At 63.3% G+C, this 24,513-nt stretch carries 12 protein-coding genes; 6 read left to right on the top strand and 6 right to left on the bottom strand.

Translation table 11 applies throughout. The features are described 5' to 3' along the window. Positions 1-242: 242 nt before the first annotated feature. Together J3D60_RS07640 and J3D60_RS07635 are read left to right on the top strand one after the other, a co-directional pair. A complete protein-coding gene (locus J3D60_RS07640; RefSeq protein ID WP_253493978.1) occupies positions 243-1,271 on the top strand; it encodes a YCF48-related protein in 1,029 nt (342 codons plus the stop codon). A 15-nt stretch (positions 1,272-1,286) separates the two neighbouring features. After that, entirely contained in the window at positions 1,287-3,662 is a 2,376-nt protein-coding gene (locus tag J3D60_RS07635; protein WP_065942015.1) for an RND family transporter, read from the top strand. 191 nt (positions 3,663-3,853) lie between these two features. On the opposite strand, the gene J3D60_RS07630 is transcribed toward J3D60_RS07635, so the two are convergent. Next, positions 3,854-8,509, bottom strand: a complete 4,656-nt coding sequence (locus J3D60_RS07630) for a hypothetical protein (RefSeq protein WP_253490733.1) — start codon at positions 8,507-8,509, stop codon at positions 3,854-3,856. 43 nt (positions 8,510-8,552) lie between these two features. Continuing rightward, positions 8,553-13,409, bottom strand: coding sequence for a hypothetical protein (locus J3D60_RS07625; protein ID WP_253490731.1), 4,857 nt, complete (start codon positions 13,407-13,409; stop codon positions 8,553-8,555). Between the two features lie 140 nt (positions 13,410-13,549). Here J3D60_RS07625 and J3D60_RS07620 point away from each other — a divergent pair, with 140 nt between their 5' ends. The 4 genes from J3D60_RS07620 to J3D60_RS31275 all read left to right on the top strand — a co-directional run bounded on the left by J3D60_RS07620 (position 13,550) and on the right by J3D60_RS31275 (position 15,634). Then, positions 13,550-13,840, top strand: a complete 291-nt coding sequence (locus J3D60_RS07620; RefSeq protein ID WP_065942019.1) for a DUF5629 family protein — start codon at positions 13,550-13,552, stop codon at positions 13,838-13,840. Beyond that, the gene (locus J3D60_RS07615; RefSeq protein WP_253490729.1) at positions 13,827-15,002 is read left to right on the top strand and encodes a lactonase family protein; all 1,176 of its coding nucleotides are present in this window, start codon (positions 13,827-13,829) and stop codon (positions 15,000-15,002) included. Before J3D60_RS07620 ends, J3D60_RS07615 begins: the two co-directional genes overlap by 14 nt. A gap of 156 nt (positions 15,003-15,158) precedes the next feature. After that, on the top strand, positions 15,159-15,338 hold the full coding sequence (locus J3D60_RS07610; protein WP_027608577.1) for a hypothetical protein: 180 nt from the start codon (positions 15,159-15,161) through the stop codon (positions 15,336-15,338). A gap of 170 nt (positions 15,339-15,508) precedes the next feature. After that, a complete protein-coding gene (locus tag J3D60_RS31275) occupies positions 15,509-15,634 on the top strand; it encodes a hypothetical protein (protein ID WP_256097795.1) in 126 nt (41 codons plus the stop codon). On the opposite strand, the gene J3D60_RS07605 is transcribed toward J3D60_RS31275, so the two are convergent. The 4 genes from J3D60_RS07605 to J3D60_RS07590 form a co-directional block, all read right to left on the bottom strand. Next, entirely contained in the window at positions 15,631-16,224 is a 594-nt protein-coding gene (locus J3D60_RS07605; protein ID WP_253490727.1) for a glutathione S-transferase, read from the bottom strand. The genes J3D60_RS31275 and J3D60_RS07605 overlap by 4 nt on opposite strands. Next, positions 16,221-19,859, bottom strand: a complete 3,639-nt coding sequence (locus J3D60_RS07600) for an AAA family ATPase (protein ID WP_253490725.1) — start codon at positions 19,857-19,859, stop codon at positions 16,221-16,223. The genes J3D60_RS07605 and J3D60_RS07600 overlap by 4 nt, the downstream gene beginning before the upstream one ends. Next, complete coding sequence (locus J3D60_RS07595) at positions 19,856-21,097, bottom strand: exonuclease SbcCD subunit D C-terminal domain-containing protein (RefSeq protein WP_253490723.1); 1,242 nt, start codon at positions 21,095-21,097, stop codon at positions 19,856-19,858. The genes J3D60_RS07600 and J3D60_RS07595 overlap by 4 nt, the downstream gene beginning before the upstream one ends. Before the next feature lie 107 nt (positions 21,098-21,204). Further along, positions 21,205-24,285 carry a hypothetical protein gene (locus J3D60_RS07590; protein WP_253490721.1) on the bottom strand — a complete coding sequence of 1,027 codons (3,081 nt, stop codon included), beginning with the start codon at positions 24,283-24,285 and terminating at the stop codon, positions 21,205-21,207. Positions 24,286-24,513 lie beyond the last annotated feature (228 nt).

The following is a 24,513-nucleotide window of genomic DNA, read 5'->3' as shown; positions in this document are numbered from 1 at the left end:
CTAAATTTCAATAGATGGAATAAAAATTCATTAATCAGCCTGGCTGATACCCGCCTATTCAGGCATGGCTAAACGCCGCCAGTTAACAAAAGATAACGTAGCACCGATTGTCAGACGATTCGAAAGCCCGATAGGATGGCCCCTGCTTCCTCCAGGCGCTCTAGATTGCAGGTTTCAGGGCCCGGGAAGGCGAGACGACCTAACAATAATAAATGGGAGAAAGGTCTATGAGTGAGCCTGTCATGGGTTGGGTTGTTTGCCGCCCACGCGCCGCACGCAGGGTTGCGTTGCTGGCCGCAGCGCTCTCGCTGTTTGGGACTGTCGCGTTGCCGACCGTCGTCCAGGCCGCCAGCGATACCCCTTTTGCGATTGAATCCCCCAAGGCCGCCAAGGGCCTGATGATCGATGTCGTCCATGCCGGCAAGCGCCTGGTGGCGGTCGGTGATCGCGGGCACATCCTCTATTCCGATGACCAGGGCAACACCTGGACCCAAGCCAAGGTCCCCACCCGGCAACTGCTCACGGCGGTGTATTTCGTCGATGACAAACAGGGCTGGGCGGTCGGCCATGATGCACAAATCCTCGCCAGTTCCGACGGCGGCGCTACCTGGACCCAGCAATACCAGGACCTCAAGCGCGAAGCCCCGCTGCTCGACATCTGGTTCAAGGACGCCAGCCACGGCCTGGCCGTCGGCGCCTACGGTGCGCTGATCGAAACCACCGACGGCGGCAAGACCTGGGAAGACGTCAGCGACCGCCTCGACAACGACGACCAGTTCCACCTCAACGCCATCGCCCAGATCAAGGACGCCGGCCTGTTTATCGTCGGCGAGCAGGGCAGCATGTTCCGCTCCAGCGACGACGGCCAGACCTGGGAAAAACTCGAAGGCCCCTACGAGGGTTCGCTGTTTGGCGTCATCAGCACCGCACAACCGCAGACCCTGCTGGCCTACGGTTTGCGCGGCAACCTTTACCGTTCTACGGATTTCGGCAGCACCTGGGAACAGGTCGAACTGAATGCCGCACGCGGCGCCCTGGAGTTCGGCCTGTCGGGGGCCACCTTGCTCGAAGACGGTTCGCTGGTGGTGGTCGGCAACGGCGGCAGCGTGGTGGTCAGCCATGACGACGGCCAGACCTTCAGCGTGTTCAACCGCCCGGACCGTATTTCATTGTCGGCCGTCACGGCGGCAGGCAACGGCAACTTGATTCTGGTCGGGCAGGGTGGTGTTCGCGTCGCCGCACCCACTGGCGCCGAACCGACAAAACAATAAGAAGGCGGGGAACGCATGAGCAGTCATCACAACGATAAAGCGACCTTTCTTGAGCGCCTGATCTTCAACAACCGCCCGGCAGTCATCGTGATCTGCCTGCTGGTGAGCATTTTCCTGTTCTGGCAGGCGACGTTGATTCGCCCGTCCACCAGCTTTGAAAAGATGATCCCCCTCAAGCACCCCTTCATCGAAAAGATGATGGAACACCGCAACGACCTGGCCAACCTGGGCAACACGGTGCGCATCTCGGTGGAGGCCAAGGACGGTGACATCTTCACGAAGGAGTACATGGAGACCCTGCGCCAGATCAACGACGAGGTGTTCTACATCTCGGGCGTCGATCGTTCGGGCCTCAAGTCGCTGTGGAGCCCCAGCGTACGCTGGACCGAAGTCACCGAAGAAGGCTTCGCCGGCGGTGAAGTGATCCCGCAGAGCTACAACGGCTCGACGCAAAGCCTCGATCAACTGCGCAACAACGTGCTTAAGTCCGGCCAGGTCGGACGGCTGGTGGCCAACGATTTCAAGTCGAGTATCGTCGACATCCCGCTGCTGGAGTCCTACCCGGACCCGCAGGACCAGGGCAAGCTGCTGGCCCTGGATTACCGCAAGTTTTCCCATGAACTCGAAGACAAGATCCGCGACAAGTTCGAAGCCCAGAACCCCAACGTGAAGATCCACATCGTCGGCTTCGCCAAGAAGGTCGGCGACCTGATCGACGGGCTGGTGATGGTGGTGCTGTTCTTCGGCGTTGCGTTTGTCATCACCCTGGTTCTATTGCTGTGGTTCACCAACTGCCTGCGCAGCACCGTCGCGGTGTTGAGCACCACCCTGGTGGCGGTGGTCTGGCAACTGGGCCTGATGCACTTCTTCGGCTTCGGGCTGGACCCGTACTCGATGCTGGTGCCGTTCCTGATCTTCGCCATCGGGATTTCCCACGGTGTGCAGAAGATCAACGGTATCGCCCTGCAATCCAGCGAGGCGGACAACGCCTTGACGGCTGCGCGGCGCACCTTCCGGCAACTGTTCCTGCCGGGGATGATCGCGATCCTGGCGGATGCGGTGGGTTTCATTACCCTGCTGATTATCGATATCGGCGTGATCCGCGAACTGGCCATCGGCGCGTCCATCGGCGTGGCGGTGATCGTGTTCACCAACCTGATCCTGCTGCCGGTGGCGATTTCCTATGCGGGTATCAGCAAGCGTGCCATCGCCCGGAGCAAGAAAGACGCGCACCGCGAACATCCGTTCTGGCGCCTGCTGTCGAAATTCGCCAGCCCCAAAGTCGCGCCGGTCTCGGTCCTGCTCGCGCTGGTCGCCTTTGGCGGTGGCCTCTGGTACAGCCAGAACCTGAAGATCGGCGACCTCGACCAAGGCGCGCCGGAATTGCGCCCCGACTCGCGCTACAACAAGGACAACAACTTCATCATCAGCAACTACTCCACCAGCTCCGACGTGCTGGTGGTGATGGTCAAGACCAAGGCCGAAGGCTGCTCGCGCTATGAAGCCATGGCGCCCATCGACCAGTTGATGTGGAAGATGCAGAACACCGAGGGTGTGCAGTCGGCGATCTCGCTGGTGACCGTGTCCAAGCAGATGATCAAGGGCATGAACGAGGGCAACCTGAAATGGGAAACCCTGTCGCGCAACCCCGATGTGTTGAACAACTCCATCGCCCGCGCCGACGGCCTGTACAACAATAATTGCTCCCTGGCGCCGGTGCTGGTGTTCCTCAACGACCACAAGGCCGAGACCCTCGACCGCGCGGTGCATGCGGTGCAGGATTTCGCCAAGGAGAACAACAAGGACGGCCTGGAATTCATCCTCGCCGCCGGTAACGCCGGGATCGAGGCGGCCACCAACGAGGTGATCAAGGAGTCGGAACTGACCATCCTGATCCTGGTGTACCTGTGCGTGGCGACCATGTGCATGATCACCTTCCGTTCCTGGGCGGCAACCCTGTGCATCGTGCTGCCGCTGGTGCTGACCTCGGTGCTGGGCAATGCGCTGATGGCGTTCATGGGCATCGGCGTCAAGGTCGCGACCCTGCCGGTGGTGGCCCTGGGCGTGGGGATCGGCGTGGACTACGGCATCTACATCTACAGCCGCCTGGAAAGTTTCCTGCGTGCCGGTTTGCCGTTGCAGGAAGCCTATTACCAGACGCTCAAGTCCACCGGTAAAGCCGTGCTGTTTACCGGCCTGTGCCTGGCGATCGGCGTGTGCACCTGGATCTTCTCGGCGATCAAGTTCCAGGCCGACATGGGCCTGATGCTGACCTTCATGCTGCTGTGGAACATGTTCGGTGCACTGTGGCTGCTGCCGGCGCTGGCACGCTTCCTGATCAAGCCCGAGAAGCTGGCGGGGCAGAAGGGTAACTCGTTGTTTGCCCACTGAGCCTGGCTAAAGAGCAGCGAGCGGGCTTGTCCCAATTCCAGGTAGGAGCGAGCTTGCTCGCGAAGCACTCAGGGCCATCGCGGTTATCGAGAATGAACGCGTTGCCTGGGCGTTTTTCGCGAGCAAGCTCGCTCCTACCTGGCATTGTGGCAAGTCCCCTCGCTACAACAAGCGGGCCTGCCACAGTCTTATCAGCGGGCCAGCGGCAGGAACCAGCGCTGCGCCAGCGCCTTGCCGATCAAGCCGCGATGCACATCCACCACGGCCTGTGGGCTTTGGGCCCTGGCCAGTTGCGAGTAGTAACTGACCCGGCGCTGTTCGCGGGTCTTCAGGTGGGCGGCGGTGTAGGCCTGCTTGGGCGTGTCGGCTGCCGGATAGTGGAAGTGGGCGTACCACAAGGGGTAGCCACCCTGGTCGTTGATCGCATATTCCTGGACAAAGTCCCTTCGTTCACCGCTCAGCTGGATACGCTCGCCCAGCAGCGCCATGTTCGCGCGCTTTTGCTCGATCAGGAACTCCAGGCTGCCGTGGGTAGGGGGGAGCTCAAGGCACAGTTGAATACGCAGGGCCAGGCCGCGCTCACTCAGGCGTGCCGCCGCCTGGCGCATGTCACGCTCCAGGTTCTGGTCCGCGAGCGTGCGGGCCTCGGCCGATTGGGCCTGGATGGCCTGGTGCAGTTCGGTCGCCAACTTGTCGTAGCGTACCGACTCATACTGCAGCACCTCCTGGACCTCTTCCGGATGCCGGGAGATTTTCTTGTATTGATCGCCGCGTTTCAGGTGTTCTTCCAGCATGCCCAGCAGTTTGCGCGCTTCTCCCCTGACCAGGCTCAGGCTGCGGGCAGTCGGCGCGGTGGGTGAGGGCGGCGACTCCTTGAACTCGATCCATTGTTCGCCCCGTTGCGAGTAGGTGCCCAGCACCTCGCCCGTGACTTCCGAGCGAACCTCCACGGTTTCCAGCGTACCCAGCGGTTTGACCTCGCCGATAAAAGTGCCTTTTTTCGAGGTGCGGATGACCTTTTTCTGCGGTCTGCCCACCGCCGTCGGGCTACGCCGGCTCGGGCGCGGGGCGGGTTGGGCAAGCGGCTTGATTTCACTGGCCAGCTGCCTGGCGGCCTCCTGGTACAGCTCCTCCACCAACTTGACCAGCTTGGCGAAATAGTCGCCGTCGAACTCATCGGCGTTGACGATGCCAACCCCCTGCAACGAGTCCAGCCCCCGACCATAGTGCTCCACCAGGCTTTCCAGCACGTTGACGCGTTCCTCTGCCGACAGTTCCAGGTCGTTCAGGTCACTGTGGGTACGCAAGTGCTCCTGGAGCGGCTCAAGGATATCGATCAGCACGCCCACCAAAGGGTGATCAGGGTGTTTGTGGGTCATCAGCTCATAGTTGCGCATCAGCAGGTCCTTGACGGCCAGCACGCTGATTTCCTGGGGGCGTTCCGCGGTCAGGCGAATGTAGTCTTCCGCGCTGGCGGTGCCCAGGTTGAACAGCTGGTCGAGGTAGCGATCGCGCAGTTCGAGCCAGTACGCCGAGCGTTCATTGATGGCAATCATTGCGCGGATGAACTGGCGGTAGGCCGGGAAATCGGTCAGCACCGCTTCGGCCAGGCGGCCTCCCTTGGTGGTGAAGCGCGGGTGGTTGCGGTAGAGCGCTGCGCGGTCTTTTTCGGCCACCACCACATGTTTGCGCGCGTTGTTGACAATGTTTTCCAGCAGGCTCGCCACCGACCGGGGCGGCAGGGCAATCCCCAGCCTGCTGCGTTCCGGCAGGCTGTCCAGTTGCTGCTGGTAAGCCTGGGTCTGTTCCAGCAGTGCGGTATCGAATCGTTTACGACTGTCGGCTTGCTGCGCTTCGGTGAAACGTGGGTCCTCCGCGGTTCTGGTCATCACCGCCAGGATCACGTCGAGCTGACTCTGCACGGTCACCTGTGCCTGGACGAACTGTTCGAAGCTCTTCTTCAGTTCGCTGATGCGCTGCGCCTGGCGCTGGCGTTCGGCGGCAATCCGTTTGGGCGGCATGCCGCCACGCAGGCGCAGGCGGGTGTCAACCGACCACACCCCGTGGCCGTCAGTGCGCAAGTACGGGCCGCTCTGGGGCGCGTCGCCAGGCATCACCACACGGATATCGCCCGTTGGCTCCAGGGCAACCTGCAGCCACGCGTCTTCCACCAGGGCATGCCAGCTGTTTTCGACGGGGTAGAGCCCGCGGCGGGGCCCGTTCAACACCGGTTGGGGCAGGGGCGTTGGGCGAGGGGTGCTGAAACTGGCGAGGCGGCGGCGCTGGATCGTGGTCAGGCGCGGGCGAGCCTGGGTAAAACTCAAGTCCAGCACGCTGTTGTCCACCCGCTCCAGCGCACCGGGCAGGATAACCGCGCCTTCGCGGATGGCGGGCGGGGGCGGTTGCGGCCACTGCTCGGCGATCCACGGGGCCAGGGGCGGGGGCAACGCTTGGTCCTTGAGCCCGGCCGCCAGCTCGGGGGACGCGGGGGTGACCACGGGCACGGTTTCGAACAACAGCAACCCCAGGTTGAGCAGCAGGTCGACGCTGGCCAATTCGCGCGCTTGCGGGTCTTCGGAGGCCAGCGCCGGAATGTCCTCGCCCAGGCTGGCCATCAGGCCCCACAGCCAGCCGGTCAGCATGGCCGGCCCACGCAGCAGCGGAAGCAACAGGTTGCCGAACAACAGGCTGCTGCCCTCGCGCAGCACCTGCCAGCGGCTTTCGCTGTTGGACACCGATTCGCGGTTGGCCTGTTCGACCAGGGCCCGGGCGTGATCACTGTACAGATACGTCATCAGGCGCCCGGTCACCAGGCACTGCTGCAACTCGTCATTGATGCCGTCGGCGGCCAGGGTGGCCGGCGCCGGCCTGTGCAAGGGGGCAAACTCGTCGCCCTGGCCAAAGCGTAATGAGTGGGGCTCGCGGAACCCGCCATTGGCGTAGATCGGCCGGGCCCTGTCACTCAGCCAGGTCAGTACGCTGTCCTGCAGCGGCCCGGTTTCGGCGATGGCCTCCAGCAGCGCCTCACGGCTGGCAAACTCCTGCAGCGCCTCGGCATATAGCGGGCGATACAACAAATGGGGGCCGCCGGCGATGTCCTGCGGCTCGATCAGGTACATGGCGCTGACCGTGTCCGGATGGGCGCCGGGCGCCGACAGCAGGGCCAGGTGACGGATCACCACCGGCTGTTGGTCGACCTTCTGGTTGGCGGCGTCCGGCTCCATCAATGCAGCCACCAGGCGTGCGCCTTTGGCGCTCAGGCCGGCTTGTTGCTTGAGGGCCAATTCGAGGGCTAGCAACGGCAATTGCACGGCCTGTTGTTCGGCGAACAGGGTTTCGCGCTGGCGTGCCTCGGGGCTTTCACCCAGCCAATGGGCCTCCAGCAGGCGCGGGTAGTGCTGGCCGATGTCCACGCGCGCCACCGGGCCGTCGGCTCCCATCAGGTAGTCGGTGGTCAGCCAGGCCGGCAGGGGCAGGCCGTGGCGGTGGGTGAGGGTCACGCTGCCGCTGGGACGGCTGGACAAGTTGTCGATGGCCAGGTCGGTCAGGCTCATGCGTTCATGGCGAATGATCCCTGACGTACCTGGGTAGCCGGCGGCAATGGTGAAGGTCAGTTGCAGGTCATCGGGGTGCAAGGCGCCGACGGAAGGCAATGCGAGGGCCGAGCTGCCCAGGGTCACGGCATCCTGCTGCAAGGCCTGCAACAACGCCTTGACGGTGTAGGTGCGCAGGTCATCGATCTGGCTGAAGGCCGTACGTCCCGCCGCGCGCCGTTTGGCGCCGGCCATGGCGAGGGCGTAGCGCCGATACGTGGCCTGGTCGTCGGCGTCGGCGTCGCGCAGCCAGGCCGGCAGGTGCTGGCGCAGGGTGTCCAGGGCCTGGGGCGGGGCGGCGGGCGTGTCGCGGAAAAACCGCCCCGGATCGGTGATCTCGGCGTACAGCGCCTGCCAGGTACTGAACGGCTGGCCGGTGGGCAGGCGCAGGTTGCCGAGGTCTTCGAGCTGGCGATCGAGGATCATCGACGCCTGGTGCTCGAAGATATCGCCATCGGGCTCGTAGCGTTGAATCAGGATGTCGTCGACCTGGTACTGGCGGCCCAGTCGCTGGCCATAGGCCTGGACCAGGGCGTCCATGCTCGGGAAAGCCTCGGCGGTGCGCTGCGGGTCACACAGCACCACCGAGACCTTGCCGTTGACGGCGCGAATCAATGCCAGCTGCGGCCCCATCCGTGTGACCGAGCGTTCGGCGTGGGTGAGGGTGGCTTGCAGGGCGTAGGCAAACACCGCATTCACGCCATGCCGCGCAAGGCGGGCCTCGCGGTCAGGGCAGTCGATCAATTGTTCCAGGGTTTCCCTGGCGGGTTGGTCCAGGCCGGCCTGGCCCAGGGCGCCGATGCGCAGGGTGTCTCTCAAGACGCCGGCCAGCCAGTGCCAGGGGCCGGTGTCCCAATACGCCGCCAGCGCATTTTGCAGGGCGATGGGCAGCGTTTGCGGCAGTTCGCCGACCCGCTTCGCGATGACCTGCATGTCGAGTTTTTCCTCGGTCAGGCCGGGCAGTTTCAGGCGTTTGGGCGGCTCGTCCGAGAGGTACCAGGGCGAGCCGTTGACCTCGCTGAAATCCAATGGCGCACCACTGGCCAGGGCATCGTGGACCACCGGCATAAAGGGCTGCAGCAGCCAGCCGCGGCGTTGGGGCCGGGCCAGGCGGGTGCGGCGCAGGTCCAGGCTGAGGCTGGGGTACGTGTCGCCGATGGCCGTGGCGAGTTGCTCGCGGATCACGGTTTCCAGCGCCGGGCGCTGGGTGAAGCGTGCGCTGACGGCGTGGGCAATAGGGTCAGGTAGTTGCATAAAAATCCTTTTCAGGCGATGCGATGCCATGCATAGCGGGGTTTCAGGCGGGCAGCAGGCTCAGGAACAGACGCTGATCCAGCGGTGCCGTGATCGGGTTGTACAGGTCGCGCACGATGCTTCGGTTATCTGCCCCGGCCTGGGCGATCAGGTCCCGGAGGGTGACAAACCGCTGTTCGGGGCGCTTGAGATGGGCCGCCGCATAAGCGCCCGGCGGGCTGTCGGCCTGGCTGTAGTGAAAGTGCGCATACCACAGCACCGTGAGGCGGTTTTTCTCGCGCACGGCGAACTCCGACACATAGTCCTTGGCGGCGGTGCGTTGCGGGCCGTGGACCAGGCCGATATCGACGGCGGCATGGGCGCGCAGGAACTCGATGTTTTCCTGGCGCGGGCGCTGGGCCTTGTAGCCTTCGATGCAATGCTGGCGGCCTTGGGCGCGCAACTCGTCGGCGCGCAGGCGCAGGCGCTCGACGGTCTGGAGCACGTCCGGCTTGTCGGCCGCGTGGCTGGACAATTCTGTCGCGACGCTGTCGAGGCGCTCGGCCTGGTGCGCGAGCATGTCGTGCCAGTCACGCGGGTTGAGGTCATCGCGACGCGTGGGGTCGCTGAGTTTGCGTTTCTGGAATTCGATGGAGCGCTCGATGGCCGGCACCTCTTCCTGCAACCGTTGCGCCTGGGCGCGCAGTGTGGACAGCGCCGGTGCCTGGGATGGCTCGGCGGGACGGCTTGGCCTGGCCTCGACAATTTCCACCCAACCCTCGTTGGGGTGCTCCATAAAGCGCCCGCTGACCTGCTGGGTAATGGGGTTGCGGGTCACGATGGTGGGGAAGGGCTGGTCACGCTGCGCCGGCTCCAGGTCACCCACCAGGGTGCCCTTGTCCCGCGACTTGAACACCCGTTTGGTTCTTGACGCGACCCGCACCGGTTTGAAGGCCCCCGGTTGCGGCGGCAGGAATTCATCTTCGCGCAGCAGCGCCGCCAGGTCGGCCTCGGCGCTGTCGCGCACGGTGTTCAACCGCTCGATCAGCAGCGGCATGTAGCGTGGGTGCGCCAGGGGTGAGTCGAGTTCCAGCAGGCTCTGGTAAATCTGCAGGCGCCGGTTGTAATGCCTGACCAGGTTGGTCAGCACCTCCTTGCGTTCGGTCGTAGTGAAACCTTCGGTGGTCAGCAGGTCCAGGTGGGAGTCTTCCAGGGCAGACAGGGAGGATTGCAGGTGCTCATGGCGCGCGAGGAAATAGTGCTCCTGCGGGGTAGTGGCCGGGATCGTTTGGTCGATGCTCAACTCGGTGAGCACATCCAGGGATTCGAGGGTGGCATTGAGGCGGTTGTAGAACCGGCGCTTGGGATGCCCGTTGAGGTAATTCAGGCGCTGGGCCGCGCCGGTTTTCAAACGTGCGGCCATCGCCTCCAGGGTGTCCTCGATGGCAATCATCGCCTGGGCATGGCGCTCGGACACGGCAAAGTTGGTTTCCAGCAGGTCGTTGACATAGCGCAGCGCCTGCACATCCTGGGCGCTGCCTTGCAGCTCGATCAGCGATTCGCCCTGCTCGGACACAAACGTGGCCAGGTACAGGGACGACAACTGGCTGACGCGAATTTCATCGGTGGCCAGGATCGACTGGTATTGCTCCACACACTGCCCTTCGTAGTCGAAGCGGCTGTCCACGGCTTTCATCCGCCCGTAGGCCTCGATCAAGGCGCGCCGCTGTTGCAGCAACTCGGCGGCGGCCGCGTCGAAGCGCTCCTGAAACACCTGGAACCCGGCCCTGGCCCGGGAGCGCTGGGCGACGCTGGCGAGGTGCTCGGCCACCCGCGCCGGGTCGTCAGGTGCGCCGCGCAAGCGGGTGCGGGCCAAACCCAAGGCGTTATGGGCCTGCTCGAACTTCTGCCGGGCGGCATCCAGCACCTGGTCGATAGGCTGCAGGCGTTTGATCAGGCCGCTGACCTCATCACTGATGCGATTGATCTCCTCCGACGCTTGGGTGCGCTGCTGGTCGATGTGCGCCAGCTTGGCCTTGAGGCGGTTTTTCGGCCCGCCGCCGCGCAGTTTCAGACCCAGGTCCAGGCCCCATTGGCCCTGGGCATTGCGCACCAGCACGAAGCCTGGATGCTGCGGTTTTTGCGGATGGATCAGCCACACCTCACCCAGGTCCGCTGCGATGTTTACCCGAAACAGCAGGCCGCCCACCGAGGCATGCCATTGCTGGTCGATGCGGTACAGCCCTTTGAACACACCGGCGTCCAGCGGCTCGGGGGCCGGCACCGGCCATGGCACATGCAGTTCGCGCAGGGCTTCGAGCAGGCGCCGGCGGCTGGCGTCGCGGGCGTTGGAATGGACAAAGTCAACCAGGGTGCGGTCGCCGGCCGGCGGCTCCGCGGGCAGGCCCACCGGCCCCAGTTCCACTGGGGTGACCGGAAGTGGCGCAAGGCCTGGCGGGCGCTGCAGGGCCGCGAGGGTGGCCGGCAAGGCGGGCTCCGAGGGTAACTCGAGGGTCGGGTGTTGCCGGGGGGCCATGTGCAGCAGGATCAGGCCGATGTTGAGCAGCACGTCGACCCAGGCCAGCTCGCGGGCGGCGGCGTCGTCGCCGTGCAGGGCGGCCATATCGTGCCGCAGGCTGACCGCCAGTTGCACCATCCAGCCTGCAACCAGCGCCGGCCCGCGCAGCAGCGGCAACAGCAGGGCGTTGAACAGCAGCCAGCCACCTTCGAGCAACACCGCCCAACGGCTTTCGGCATTGGACACCGCGTCGCGGTCCGCCAGGTCCACCAGCGCCCGGGCGTTGCTGCCGTAGAGGTACTGGGTCAGGTTGCCGGTGGCCAGGCATTGCGCCAGGGAACCCTCGACTTCGCTGCCATTGAACTCCTGTACCAACTGCGCGGGCGGCGGCGCCGGCCACTGCACCGTGTCGTCGCCCTGGCCGAAGCGCAGGATATGCGGGCTGCGGAAGCCGCCATGGCTGTAGATCGGCCGGGCCTTGTCGCTCATCCAGGCCAGCACGCTGTCTTGCAGTGCACCGGGCTGGGCGATGGCGTCGAACAGGGCCGCGCGGCTGGCGAATTGCTGCAACGCGTCAGAGTACAGCGGGCGATAGAGAATCGACGGCCCGGCGTCGATGTCACGGGGTTCGATGATAAACATGTTGCCGACGATATCCGGCACGGCAGCGGGCTTGCGGGCGAAGGCCAGCGGGCGCATCACGATGTCGAGGGTGTCGACCACGCGCCCCGCCGCGCTGGCGTGCAGCACCGCCTTGACGTAGCGATACCCCAGGAAGCTGAAGCCCTGTTGCCCTCGAATCGCCAATTCCAGGGCCTGGTGCGGCAGTTGCACGGTCAGCGCCTGGCCGAACAGCGTCTCACGCCGGCGCACCTGCGGGTTGTCGCCCAGCAGCAGGTCGCGCAGTTGTTGCGGGTAGCGCCGGCCGATATCCACTTGGCGGATCAGGCCGGGCGTGCTGTGGAACAGGCCTTTTTCCCCGAGGATATAGTCCTCGGTCAGCCAGGCCGGGAGGGCGGCCCCGGACGTGTCCTGCAAGGTCATGCGGCCGTGCGGCGCGGCGGCGAGGTTCTTGATCGCCAGCTCGGTCAGGCCCAGGGTCACCGGTGCCAGGTAGCCGCTGTGCAAGTCACCCACCGGGACATGGAAAGTCAGCCGCAGGTTGTCCGGTTCCACGCTGGAGTCGGGGTGGTCGCGGCGCATCTGCTCGCGCAGGGTGCGGGAGGCAAAGGCCGGCAGGCTCTCGACCCCGTCCAGGAACGACGCCCCGGCCTGTTGGCGCTGCAGGCCTGCCTGTTCCAACAGCCCTTGGCGATAGGCGAAACGCTGCTGGGCATTGGCGCTCTGCAGCCAGGCGGGCAACGCCGTCTGGATGGCGTCCCGATGTGTCGGGTCGGGTGCCGGCGCAGCGACAAAGACGGCGCTGGGGTCTGTCGCCAGGGCAAAACGCTGCTCCAGGCTGCGCACGCCGTCGGAGGCGGGCAGGGCGATGGCTTCGAGGTCATCCAGTTGCTGGTTGAGCAACAGGGCGGCCTGGGTATCGAAGAGATTGCCATCGGGCTCGTAGCGCCTGACCACCACCTTGTCGACCTGCAACCGCTGGCTCAGGCGCTGGCCCCAGGCCTGGGTGAAGACCTCCAGTGAGGCGAATGGCTCGACGCTGCCCGACGCCTGGCACAGCAAGGCCTGGTGGCCTTGCACCAACAGCAGGTCGCTGCTCAGCAGGCGGGCTTCACGGCCGTGTCGGATCACACAGGCTTCCAGGCAGTAAGCATGCACAAAACCACTGGCCCCGGCCTGGCGTTCACGCCGGTCAGGCTGGCGGGTCACGCTGTCCAGCATGTTCCGAGGTGTGCCGGCGGGCAGCAGGCTGGCGCTGCTTTTGAGGGTGTCCGCCAGTAGATCGCCAAGCCATTGCCAGCGGCTGGTGCCGGTGTCGGCAGCGCCGTTCCAATAGGTGGCCAGGGCTTGCTGAAAAGCGATGGGCAGGGTGAAGGCCAGGTCCAGGATCAGCCGTTCGATCACCGCCATGTCCGGCTCGCGGGGACCATTGGCCTCATAGGTCAAGCGCGAGGGCGGGCGCTGGGACAGGAAGCAGCGGCGTTGGTCGACCACCTGGGTCAGGTTCAGGGCCGTACCATTGCCCAGGTGCTCGAGGACCACATCGGTCAAGCGCCTGAGGTCCCAGCCGCGCCGCTGGTTGGGGGTGGCCAGCTTGAGGGTGGGCACGTCCAGGGGCAGCGCCGGGAACTGTTCCTGCAGGCGTTCGTGCAGGTGCCGTTCCACCACCTGGCGTAACGTCGGGCGTGTGGCGAACTGCTGGGCGACCGCCAGGGCCGGGGTGTTGCTGCGGTGTGCGTAGTACAGCGGCCCCGCCGGCGGGGCGTTTGAAGTGTCTGGCATAGGAGATTCCATTCTGTGGGGGAGTTCGCCCCCAGAATGGCAAGCGCCGGCCGCTGCCGTGCGGTAGCCCGCTATCGCGACACGACGGCGTGGCCGGATTGGCCTATCATCAGCGTTTTTTCCAGCGATGAATGAGCCTGATGACTGCCGCTTCCCTGCTTACTGAACTCCACACCAGCGACATGCTCGAAATCGATGGGCTGCATGCCTTTGATTTCAGCCTCGACGATCAACAGCTGCTGATCAAGAGCATGGACGGCCGGGCCGAGAAACGTTGGTCCTTCAGCCTGGCACAGGTGCAGGCCGCGACCTTTGATGATGCCTTGCAAAGCTGGACCCTCACCGGTGATTCGGGCGAGCACCGCCTGGTGTGCATGGCCGCCTTCACCGGCAACAATAACGACGAGGAAGACGAGCATGATGATGCGTAAATTCTGGCCGCTGCTGATGGCCGGCAGTGTGGGGGCGATGTCGGTGCAGGCTGCACCGGCGGACACCTATGAGTTGCTGGTGGGCAGCTACACCGCCGGCTCCAGCGAAGGCATTTATCGCCTGCAATTCGACAGCCGCACCGGGCAGTTCCAAGGCAAGCCGGTACTGGCGGCGAAGTCCGCCAACCCTTCGTGGCTGACCGTCTCCAAAGACCAGAAGCACCTGTTTGTGGTCAATGAAAACGGCCCGGGCCAGCAAGACCCGGTCGGCCGCGTCAGCAGCTACCGCATCGACCCGAAGAATCATCAGCTCACCCTGGTCAATCAGGTGCAGAGCCTGGGCAACGAGCCGACCCATTCCAGCGTCGCGGCGGATGGGCGCTACCTGTTCGTCGCCAACTATTCGGTGCTGGAAGATCCGGGCGGTAGCCTGGCGGTGCTGCCGGTGGATGCCGAGGGCAAGCTGTCGGCACCGGTGCAGTTGAGCGCACACCCGGCCAGTCGCGTGAACCCTGAGCGCCAGGCCTCCAACCATGTGCATTCGGTGGTGTCGTCGCCGGATGGCAAGTACGTGTTTGTGCAGGACCTGGGCGCGGACAAGCTGTTCGCCTATCGCTACGACCCCAAGGCCAACCACGAGCTGCCGCTGACCCCGGCCGATCCGGCCTTTGTGCCACTGCCACCGGGCAGCGGCCCGCGGCACCTGTTGTTCAGCGCCGATGGCAAGCATGCCTGGCTGACCACCGAGATGAGCGCCCAGGTCGCGGTCTTCGATTACACCGATGGCAAGCTCAGTCAGACGCAATTGGTGGACTTCGCCGCCGGCCAACCGGTATCCGACAAGGCCGGCGCCGCACTGCACGCCTCCAGCGATGGCAAGTTCCTGTACGTGAGCAATCGCGGCACCGCCAACCAGATCATCGTATTTGGCGTGGACCCGGCCACCGCCCACCTCAAGGAGCTGCAGCGCCGCAACGTCGAAGGCGACCACCCGCGGGAGTTCAGCCTCGATCCGAGCGGCAAGTTCCTGCTGATCGCCAACCAGAAGAGCAACGAAATCGTGGTGGTCGAACGTGACCCCAAGACCGGCCTGCTGGGTAAAACCGTGCAGAAACTGCCGATCGATGCCCCCAGCGACCTCAAGTTCCTGGTGCGTCAATAAGCCACAGGCCCCGCCATGCGGGGCCTGACCCTTAGTATTAATTGTATTAATAGCGGCTACTGTTTCAAAGCATTTCTAAGGTTCAACCCTCGGGCGTAAGTTGGGTTCCAAGGCCTTCCCCGGCCACCCAACCGAACGAACATAAGGGTTACCGACATGAACTTGAATCTCTTCTCCGTCATCGCCGCCTCCGCCGTTTCCGCTACCGTGGCCCTGCCTGCCGCCGCGAGCGTGGAAGTCAGCGGCAAAAAATCCAGCACCAGCGCCTACACCCAGAAATACCTGCAACAAAGCGCCAACTTCTACGCCGCCCTGGATCACAAGACCCAGCAATGAGCGCTGATTGACCCTGCACACAAGCAGACGCCAAACCACTGGAACGTAAACGCGCGTTCGAGTGGTTTGGCGTTTGTGCATCTGTCGAAGTAAAAATGAGGTAATGGCGCATTGCCATATGTTTAAATTGACGCTTAAATATTGACGCGCTCTTTTATGGAATCGACAGCATGGCACTTCGACTCGCCGCACTTATCCTCGCCCTTTATTCCACCCCGATCCTGTCATCCGTGCAATTGACGGACGGCGAACCGGAGATCGCTCGGGAGCGGTTGTTAAGCCTGATCGAAGGCTAAGCCTTCGCCATCACGTCGATAAACAGGGGGGATTGCAGGAAGCCTTCCAACCAGCGTTGCAACGCTTTGTACGGCGTACCGGCAAACCATTCGCGGTCCACGTGGGCAAACTGCCGTATAAACGGCGCCAGCGCCATGTCCGCCAGGCCAGGGTGGTCGGCCAGCAGATAGGCGCGAGTGGCCAGCAACCCCTCGAGCTTCTGCAAGAACACCTCGCCTTCGGCTCGATAGTGTTCCATCGGCTGCTCGGGATAGCGTTCGGGGTACTTGTATCGATTCAAGTGATGCTTGAAGGTTGAATCGTTCTCGGCGATCAGCTCAAGTACCGCCGGATCGCCCTGCAATAACCAGTTATCCGGATCATGCCGGGCCAGGGCCCATTGCATGATCGCCAGGCTCTCGTCGATTACCTCGCCATCCACCACCAGCACCGGCACCGTGCCCTTGGGCGACAGTGCCAGCATCTCGGCCGGCTTGGCCTTGAGGCTCACCTCGACAATCCGCACCGCCACCCCCGAATAGCGCAGCGCCAGGCGTGCGCGCATCGCATAGGGGCAGCGCCGGAACGAATACAGCAGCGCCTCGCTCACTTGACCTCCAGGGTGCTCAGGCCATTGCCCTGGCGCTTGACCTGGATCTGCACCGGGATGCGCTCGTGCATTTCCTGCACGTGGGAGATCACCGCCACCTTGCGCCCCTGGGCCTGCAAGCCGTCGAGGGCGTCCATGGCCAATTGCAGGGACTCGGGGTCGAGGCTGCCAAATCCTTCGTCGATAAACAGCGATTCGATCTTCAAGGTGCTGGACGCCATCGATGCCAGGCCCAGGGCCAAGGCCAGGGATACCAGGAACGTCTCGCCGCCGGACAACGAATGCACCGAGCGCAGTTCATCGCCCATTTCCGTGTCCATCACCAGCAGGCCCAACATGCTGCCGCCGCGCTTGAGACGGTAGCGGCGCACCAGTTGGCGCAGTTGCACGTTGGCGTGGTGCACCAGCAGGTCGAGGTTGTAGGCCTGGGCGATCTTGCGGAAGGTGTCGCCGGTGGCCGAGCCGATCAGTGCGTTCAGGCGTGCCCAGCGTTGCCACTCGTCATAGGCCTTGGCGATCTGTTCGGCCAGGGCACTGTTGGCGTCCTGGCGACGCTGGTCTTCGGACTGACGCGCGCGCAGTTCGGCGCAGTGTTTTTCGCCGTCGGCCAAGTGTTGATTGAGCGCAGCCAGGGCGCCGTCGAGTTGTTCGGCGTCCAGGTTGCCATTGTGCAGGGCCTGGTGTTCGGCGAGGCGTTGTTCGCGTTCCTGCAGCAATACCTTGGCTTGCTCGACGGCTTTTTCGCTGCTGTGCAGATGTTCGCGCAGCGTGGCGATGTGTGTGTCATCGAACGCCAGCAGACGCGCCAGGCCCTCGTCATCCAGCTCGGGGTGCAGGGCGCGCCATTCGGTGGTGCGGGCATCCAGGCTGTGCTGTTCGGCTTCGAAAGCGTGCTCGCGCTCCTGCTGGGCCTTGAGGTCGGCGGCCAACTGGATCAGTTGGTTGCGGATGTCCTGCAACTGCTGGTTGGCGTCCGTCTCGCTCTGGCGTGCCTGCACCACGGCGTGTTCCAGTTGTTGTTGCCAGTGTTCGGCGCTGGCGTGCTCGCCCAGCAAGGCCCCGAGCTTTTCCTGGGCGGCCTGTTGCTGCGCGGCCAGCTCGGTAAATTGTTGGTTCAGGGCCTCGAGTTGCTGTTGGCGATGCTGCTGGTGCGTGTGCTCTTTCTCGATGGCCTGCTGGCGTTCCTGCTGCTCGGCCAGCTCATCCTTCTGATGGCCCAGTTGTTCAAGGCGTTGGCTGACCTGCTGGTCCAACTGCATAAAGGTCGCGGCCGGGTCGCTGCGCAGGCCTTCCAGGGGGTCGGCGGGGAGCAGGCTGGCGAAGGCGTTGAGTTCTTCATCAAGACGCTCGCGGTCGTTGGACAGCTCGCGTTGCTGGTCCACCAGCAATTGGCGCGCCTGCTGGCTGGCGTCCTGGGCGGCTTGCAGTTGTTGCTGCAAGCGCCCGGCGTTTTGCTGCAGGTTGAGCAGGGCGCCCTGGCGTTGTTCGTCCTGGGTGATGCTTTGGCTCAGTTGGCTGAGTTGCTGGGCCAACCAATGGCTGCGTTTGGTTGCATCCTGATTGAACAGCGAGGCCGCCAGTGGGTGCGCGTCCAGGCTGGGCTGGAGCGCCTGCTGTTGGGTGACCAGGTGTTCCTGTTGTTGCAGGAATTCTTTTTGCTGGGCGATCAGGCCGCCGACTTCACCGCGCAGTTCAGTGAGTTTTTCCTTGAGGGTATCGACCGCTTTCTGCGCCGTGGCCTCTTCGTTGTCGTCGTGGCGCCCGAGGCTGTGCAGCAGGGCTTCGGGCTGGTGGTACGGGTGCTCGTGGCTGCCGCACACCGGGCAGGGCTGGCCGTCCTGCAATTGTTCGCGCAATTCCTCGACGCTGGCACTGCGCGCCAGGCGCTGGCGCTCCAAGAGTTGCTTGGTCACCGTCAGGGTCTGTTCAGCCACGGCCAGCTCGGCCTTGGTTTGCAGGCCGGTCTGGTTCAGATGGTCGCGTTGCCGGGCGGCATCGGCGAGCTTTTGCGTGAGGGCAACGGCTTGCTGTTCCAGCTGCTGCTGGCTGTCCCACAGGCGTGACAGGTCTTCGAAGGCGCGCTGCTGCTTGCGATTGTCCTGCAACAGGCTGGCCAGCAGTTGCACCTGTTCGGCCACGGCATGGGGTTCGGCGCCGGCTTCTTGATACAGCAGGTCGAGGGCTTCGCGTTGCTGGGCAAATTTTTCTGCGGCGCTGGTCGCACGCTGTTCAAGTTGTGGCAGTTCGGCCTGGCCTTTTTTCAGGCGATTACCGATCAGCATCAACTGTTGCAAGCGATCGCGGTAGGCGTTCCAGGCATCGCCCAACGGCGCGAGTGCGCTGCTGCGCTCCAGTTCGGCGGCGAGGCGTTGCAGGCGCTCGTCGACTTGTTTTTGCTTGTCGAGCAAGCCATTCAAGTTGGCTTGACCTTCAGTGCAGGCGGTTTGCGCCAACTGTTTTTCAGACGCAAATTTGCCCAGGCTCTCGGTCAGGTGGGCGAGGGTGTTTTGCGCATCGAAGGCTTGGCGTAGCAGGGGCGCGGCGGCGGTTTGTTGCTGCTGTGCGTCAACCAGCGCGGTCTGGGCCGCGGTCTGCTGTTGTTGCAGTTGCGCCTGGCGGGTATGCAGTTCGACCTGTTGCTCGGTGTGCCGCTGAATCTGCGCGGCCAGGGGCGTCAGCAAGGTGAGCAGTTCAGCCTTGCGTGCAAACTGATGGCGTTGCGGTGCCAGTTGGTCAAGGCGGCTCAGGTCCTGGCGCTGCGTGACCTGGTTGTCCCACTCCGCTTGCGCACGCTGGAGCTGCTCCGTGGCACTGCGCTGGCGGTCCTGCCATTCGCGCAGTTCCTTGAGCCAGGTGTGCTGTAACTCCAATTGCTTGAGCTGCGCCTGTTGGGTCTTGAGCTGTTGCTGGGCCGCGTCGAATTGCCGGTCCAATTCGGCGCGCGCCTCGGGGGCCAGGGGCACCACGCCGGTGGCCTGGTCCTGCAGGTGTTTGTGCGTATCCTTGGCCTCCTTGGCCTTATCGAACGCGCGGCGGCCGAGCTGGGTGTACAGCGCTGTATCGGTGAGCTTTTCCAGCAGTTCACTGCGCTCATTGTCGTTGGCCTTGAGAAAAGCGCTGAACTCGCTTTGCGCCAGCAACACGGCGCGGGTGAACTGCTCGAAGTTCAGGCCCAGGGCCAGTTCCAGCTGGGTCTTGTATTCGGTCTTCTGGCTGGCCAGCAGTTGGTCGCTGTCCAGGTCGATCAGGCTTTGCCGACTGTTCTGCAACTTGCCGCTGGCCTTGTCGCGGGCGCGATTGGCTTCCCAGCGCGCACGGTAGCGACGGCCGCTGACACCGACAAAATCCACCTCGGCATACCCGCCACCGGTGCCGCGACGGATCAGGGTGCGTGGATCGCCGATGGAAATATCGCTGTCGGCATCCGGCATCTTGGCCTGGCCGGTATCGCCCAGGCGTGGCACGGCGCCAAACAACGCCAGGCACAGGGCATCGAGCAGGGTGCTTTTACCGGCGCCGGTCGGCCCGGTAATCGCGAACAGCCCGGCACTGGCCAGGGGCTCGGCGGTAAAGTCGATCTCGAACGGGCCGGCCAGGGAGGCGAGGTTTTTCAGGCGGATGGCAAGAATCTTCATGGCTGTTCACCTGCCTGTTGCACTTCCTGGAGCAGCACGGCGAAATCCTTCAAGGTCTGTTCATCTACTTCACTGCCGTAGCTGTCCTGCCAGGCACGGCTGAACAATTCCTGGGGCGTGAGCTGGTCGAGTTCGATCAGTGCGTCTTCGTTGCTGTCGTCTCGACGGCCTTGGCCGGCGTATTCGGCGGCGATGCGCACCAGGCGCACGGCCTTGCCTTGCAGGGCGGTTTCGATCTGTTGGCGCAGGTCCGGTTGCGGCTCGTCGAGGCGTACGCGCACTTCCAGCCAGGGGTGACGCTGGGTTTCGGCGAGCAGGTCGATGTCGGGCAACTCTGCCAGGGCCTTGAGGATGTCGGCCAGGGGCGCGGCTTCCAGGCGTTGCAGGTTGACCGAGCGGGGAATCAGCAGCGGTTCGACGCTGACCAGTCGTTCGCCCTGGAACGTCACGTCGAGGATCTGGTGCTTATAGCCAATTTCGGAAAATGACAGCGGTATCGGCGAGCCGCTGTAGCGAATGCGCTCCTCGCCATTGACCTTTTGCGGCTTGTGCAAATGCCCGAGGGCAACATAGCCGACACTTTTATCGAACAGTTTGGCCGGCAGCGCCTCGGCATTGCCGATGATCAGGCTGCGCTCGGAGTCTTCCGATACCGAACCGCCGGCCATGTGTGCATGGCTGATGGCAATCAACGCCTGGCCTTTCTTGCGTTTGGCGTTGGCCGCCGCGATCAGCCACTCATGGACCTGGCCGATACCGTGCAGGTAGTCGTCACCCAGGTGGGCACCGGTGACTTCCGCCGGGCGCAGGAACGGCAGCGCCAGGCACCACGCGGCGACCTTGCCCTTGGCATCCGGCAGGGGAATCAGCAGGCGTTCGGCGTCCAGCTGGCCGTCGTCCAGCCACAGCACGCGGCCCAGCGCATGGGTGCGCAGGCGTCGCATCAACGGCGCGGGCAGTTCGATCCGCGAGCCGGAGTCGTGGTTGCCGGCGATCATCACAATGGTCAGCTTGGGATTTTGTTCGTGGGCGCTGATGATGAAATCGTACAGGCGCTCCTGGGCCTTGAGCGGCGGGTTGACCGTGTCGAAGATATCGCCGGCGATCAACAGCACATCGGGTTGCTGGGCCGCGATCTGGCGCAGCAGCCACTCGAGGAAGCAGGCGTGTTCGAAGTCGCGTTCCTGGCCGTGGAGGTTTTGGCCAAGGTGCCAGTCGGAGGTGTGAAACAGACGCAAGGCGAACTCCGTGGGGAAGGTGAAAAAGGAGGGAGTTTACCTGTAAACCTGAAGGAGGGGGCTGATCGTTCCCGGGCGAGCTGGGAACGATCAGTTGTTTCAGTTAGTTACCGTTCCTTCATCGTGACTTGCCCGATGTAGAAGTCATTCCCGTCGCCACTGGCGATCGTGTTGTATAGACCAAGCCTTACCGACCCTGTGGTCGACGCAGTATAGACGCCAGTACCGGTGCGCCAGGTCGTTTGTCTTTGTGTGTTCACGGCTGAGCCGATAGCGCTGCCATTGACGGTGAGATAGATATTGGTTGCGTTTGCGCCCGTGGCTCGTATGGCGCGCAGTGAAAAGCTCAAGTCATAGGTCTTGTTGGCTTGTACCTGGACGGTATACGCGATGACCGGCCCGGAAAAGTTGTAAGGCCCGTCGGTATATGAGCCAATCCCAAGCCCTACGCCTTCATTGGCGATGTTGTTTGTGTCTCTGTATTGTCCATCTGGGCTCCAGCCGTGCCAGCTGCCAGTGGTGAAAGGCCATTCCATCGACAGCTTGCTCCGTTGCACAACGGTGTATGTCGTGATCGGAAAGGTGACGATGCTCTCGGCATCCAGGGTGCCATCGAATGTTGCCTGGAACGTCACATGGATGGGACCGTTGTTGGGGATCGACTCCAGCCAACTGCGCAGTACTGGCAGGTTATGCAGCCCATTCGCCGCCTCCGTTGATGTGAGCGGGTGTGCCGTCAACAGGTTCAAGTCATCTACGCCTGCGCTGCTGCAGGTCAGCCACACCCAATCGCCCGCCGCACTCAGGGGCCACTTGGCCACGGCGGCGGTCGCATCGCCGGCAATGGTGTTGAGGTTCAGCGTTCCGCCGGGAGCGATGTCGTTGATCCTTGGAAAGGGAAGTGGATTGGGCGTCAGCTCATCAAACGCCAGTACCCGCAAGCCCAGTATCTCGGAGTTTGTGAGGGCTCCCTGGCGGTGGACGCTATAGCCCACTCTGAGTACCTGCCCCAGATGAGCTGCGATATTCCTGCCGGAGGCATAGAAATCAACATACCCCAAGGACGGGTCGCCCGGCTTCGGTTTGATGGCCGGTATCGCGAAACCGGGCTTGCCGAACAGGAAGACGGTGATGTCATCGGTATAAAGCATCGGCGCATACCTCACGCGGATGGTGAACACCGCGGTTTGATCGATATGCAACGGATTCATCTGCGCAGTCGTCGGGCCTGTCTTCGTGGCTTCCAGCACTTCAGGTACATCCAAGGTCAGCATGGCACCGACTTTCATCACGACGGGATGGGATAACCGCGTGCGTGCACCCGTACGGGTGAGGGTGTAGTAAATACGCGCCGATCCGTTGAGATTGGCCAGAACATACTGGCGCTGGACGGTAAATGGCACGTCGCGGCCAACCCAGTGCGGCAATACCTGGAAGATGATGGGGGGCGCACTGCCGCCGCTGGCGCTACCTTCGAAGTACAAGGTGATGATGTCGCCGTCTTGTATATCGGTGTGTGCCCGGACCAGGATGCGTGCGTCACCGCTTGACTGGTCTGGATCGAACACATACTCGGGAGGCGGTGCCTGTTCCACGAATGGTTCAGGCAACGAGGCCTGGGGTAATCCGATATCGAGCAGCAGATCCTGCGAGGGGCGAGTTCCTTGGGCGTTAGTGACGGTATAAGAAAACCTGAGGGTACCCCCTTCGAGTTTGGCGATATCGCCGTTGATCCCGTTCACCAACCGGAAGGTGATAGGCCCCTCACCGGCCGCGTTGTAAACCTCGCGGTAATACCGCGAACCGTTGGCATACACGCCAACCAGGAACAGGGTGACCAGGTCGAAAGGGTCCTGGCCTGTGTATTCGTCAATTCTTACGGTGACATATGCCGATTCCGGCGGCAGGGTGGCGCCGTCCGGCGCCTCGTCCACGCGAGGTGCTGGCAAGCTGATGTTGATCGGTGTGCCGGTGACCTGCACGATAGTCGTGTGCGAGCGCCGGTTTGGAACGCCAGCGCGTATGCGCTCATAGGACAATTGCACACGCCCGCCCACCAGTGGGGCAAAATCCTCGAACGGGAAGGGGATGCGGGCATTGCGCCCGGTAACCGTGACGCGGTGTTCGTAGTAGGTGGTGACGCTCACCCCCTGCGCATTGCGGCCAATAGCCCTGACCCGAATCAGATCGCCGACCACATAGTCAAAGCGATGAACGGAGACTTCGATGGTGGCGTCTGCCCCCATCTGCTCGTCCACATCAAGGACGTCCGCAGGTGCTTCGTAGATGTAGCACTCAGGCAGCAGCGGTTCGGCGCCGTCATCCAGCTCGACCTCGATCAGCACCGCCGGTGACCAGCCTGGGGAATAGTTACCCACCTCATCGACGACTTCGTACTCGCAGACGTGGGAGCCGCTGCCGATCTGCGCCCAGGTGCCCGCATACACCCAGATTACAATCGGCTCGCGGCCGTCTGCCTCGCCTTCGGTGACCCGGTGGTTGAGGATAAATCCGCCAATGCTCAGGCGAATGCGGTCCCGCACCGTGCGGTAGGTGTTGGCGGGCCTGTTGATGTCGAGGGGGTAGAAGGGAATTGCCACCTTCACTCCCAGACCGGCTGCTGTTTCATCGACGAAGTCGGTATCCGGCTCGGGCGCGCCCAGGTTGGAGTGCCACGGCTCGCTAGGTATCGGATCCGGCCCGGCAGGCGCTACAGTGTCGATTTTGAGCCTGAAGCGGCGAGTCTCCTCCGTTCCGCCGAGCACTCGCGTAACCCGGAAAAAAACCGGTTCCACGGGGCCGTCTGTAAACCGCGTACGGGGGATGTACAACGGGATCTGTATGCCCTTGTCGGCTTGTTCCTTGGTCACCGTGTGAGTCGCCACGGGCGTGATGACATTGCGGTAGAACAGCTCGATGAAATCCAGTTGCGTCATGTCCAGATAGGGCAACAGGATGCACAGCAGACCCTCGTCGCGATGGTTGTCCAGGGCGGCCAGGTTGATCCCACCGTCGAAGCCGACCACAGGCGTGGTCATGCCGGGGATGTAAAGTGGGAGCTCGGAAAACGGCACGGGTGCGTGGTATTCGGGGGTGGCCAGGTCGAAAATGTCGTCAGACCCCGGTTCAGGATGTAAGGGCGGGCATACGGCGGGCAGCCGCGGGTTGGAGAGCTGTTCTTGATCCATGATCAGGCGTCCTGTGAGTAGCGAAATGACCCGTACTGGCGAGTGCGCGCGGCAGGTCGTACACAGGATTTAGCGTCAAATAGATGCGATTCAGCACCTGTCAGAATTGACAGTAGCGACGAGTGGGCAGTCATGAATGGAAGACACCTGTCGATGCCCGCACGCAGACACGTGGCGATGCACATCAACATGCAGCAGATTTTTACCGACAGACCGCCTTCGTGGGCA

This window comes from Pseudomonas sp. S3E17, from assembly GCF_024168685.1.
Taxonomy (GTDB): Bacteria; Pseudomonadota; Gammaproteobacteria; order Pseudomonadales; family Pseudomonadaceae; genus Aquipseudomonas; species Aquipseudomonas marginalis.
This window is presented reverse-complemented; position numbering and strand designations above follow the sequence as displayed.

What these genes read in the sequence shown, in the direction of transcription:
- J3D60_RS07600 (WP_253490725.1), bottom strand. Translation starts at nt 19,859, where the DNA reads ATGAAGATTCTTGCCATCCGCCTGAAAAACCTCGCCTCCCTGGCCGGC.
- J3D60_RS07625 (WP_253490731.1), bottom strand. Translation starts at nt 13,409, where the DNA reads ATGCCAGACACTTCAAACGCCCCGCCGGCGGGGCCGCTGTACTACGCA.
- J3D60_RS07640 (WP_253493978.1), top strand. Translation starts at nt 243, where the DNA reads ATGGGTTGGGTTGTTTGCCGCCCACGCGCCGCACGCAGGGTTGCGTTG.
- J3D60_RS07610 (WP_027608577.1), top strand. Translation starts at nt 15,159, where the DNA reads ATGAACTTGAATCTCTTCTCCGTCATCGCCGCCTCCGCCGTTTCCGCT.
- J3D60_RS07590 (WP_253490721.1), bottom strand. Translation starts at nt 24,285, where the DNA reads ATGGATCAAGAACAGCTCTCCAACCCGCGGCTGCCCGCCGTATGCCCG.
- J3D60_RS07615 (WP_253490729.1), top strand. Translation starts at nt 13,827, where the DNA reads ATGATGATGCGTAAATTCTGGCCGCTGCTGATGGCCGGCAGTGTGGGG.
- J3D60_RS07620 (WP_065942019.1), top strand. Translation starts at nt 13,550, where the DNA reads ATGACTGCCGCTTCCCTGCTTACTGAACTCCACACCAGCGACATGCTC.
- J3D60_RS07630 (WP_253490733.1), bottom strand. Translation starts at nt 8,509, where the DNA reads ATGCAACTACCTGACCCTATTGCCCACGCCGTCAGCGCACGCTTCACC.
- J3D60_RS31275 (WP_256097795.1), top strand. Translation starts at nt 15,509, where the DNA reads ATGGCACTTCGACTCGCCGCACTTATCCTCGCCCTTTATTCCACCCCG.
- J3D60_RS07635 (WP_065942015.1), top strand. Translation starts at nt 1,287, where the DNA reads ATGAGCAGTCATCACAACGATAAAGCGACCTTTCTTGAGCGCCTGATC.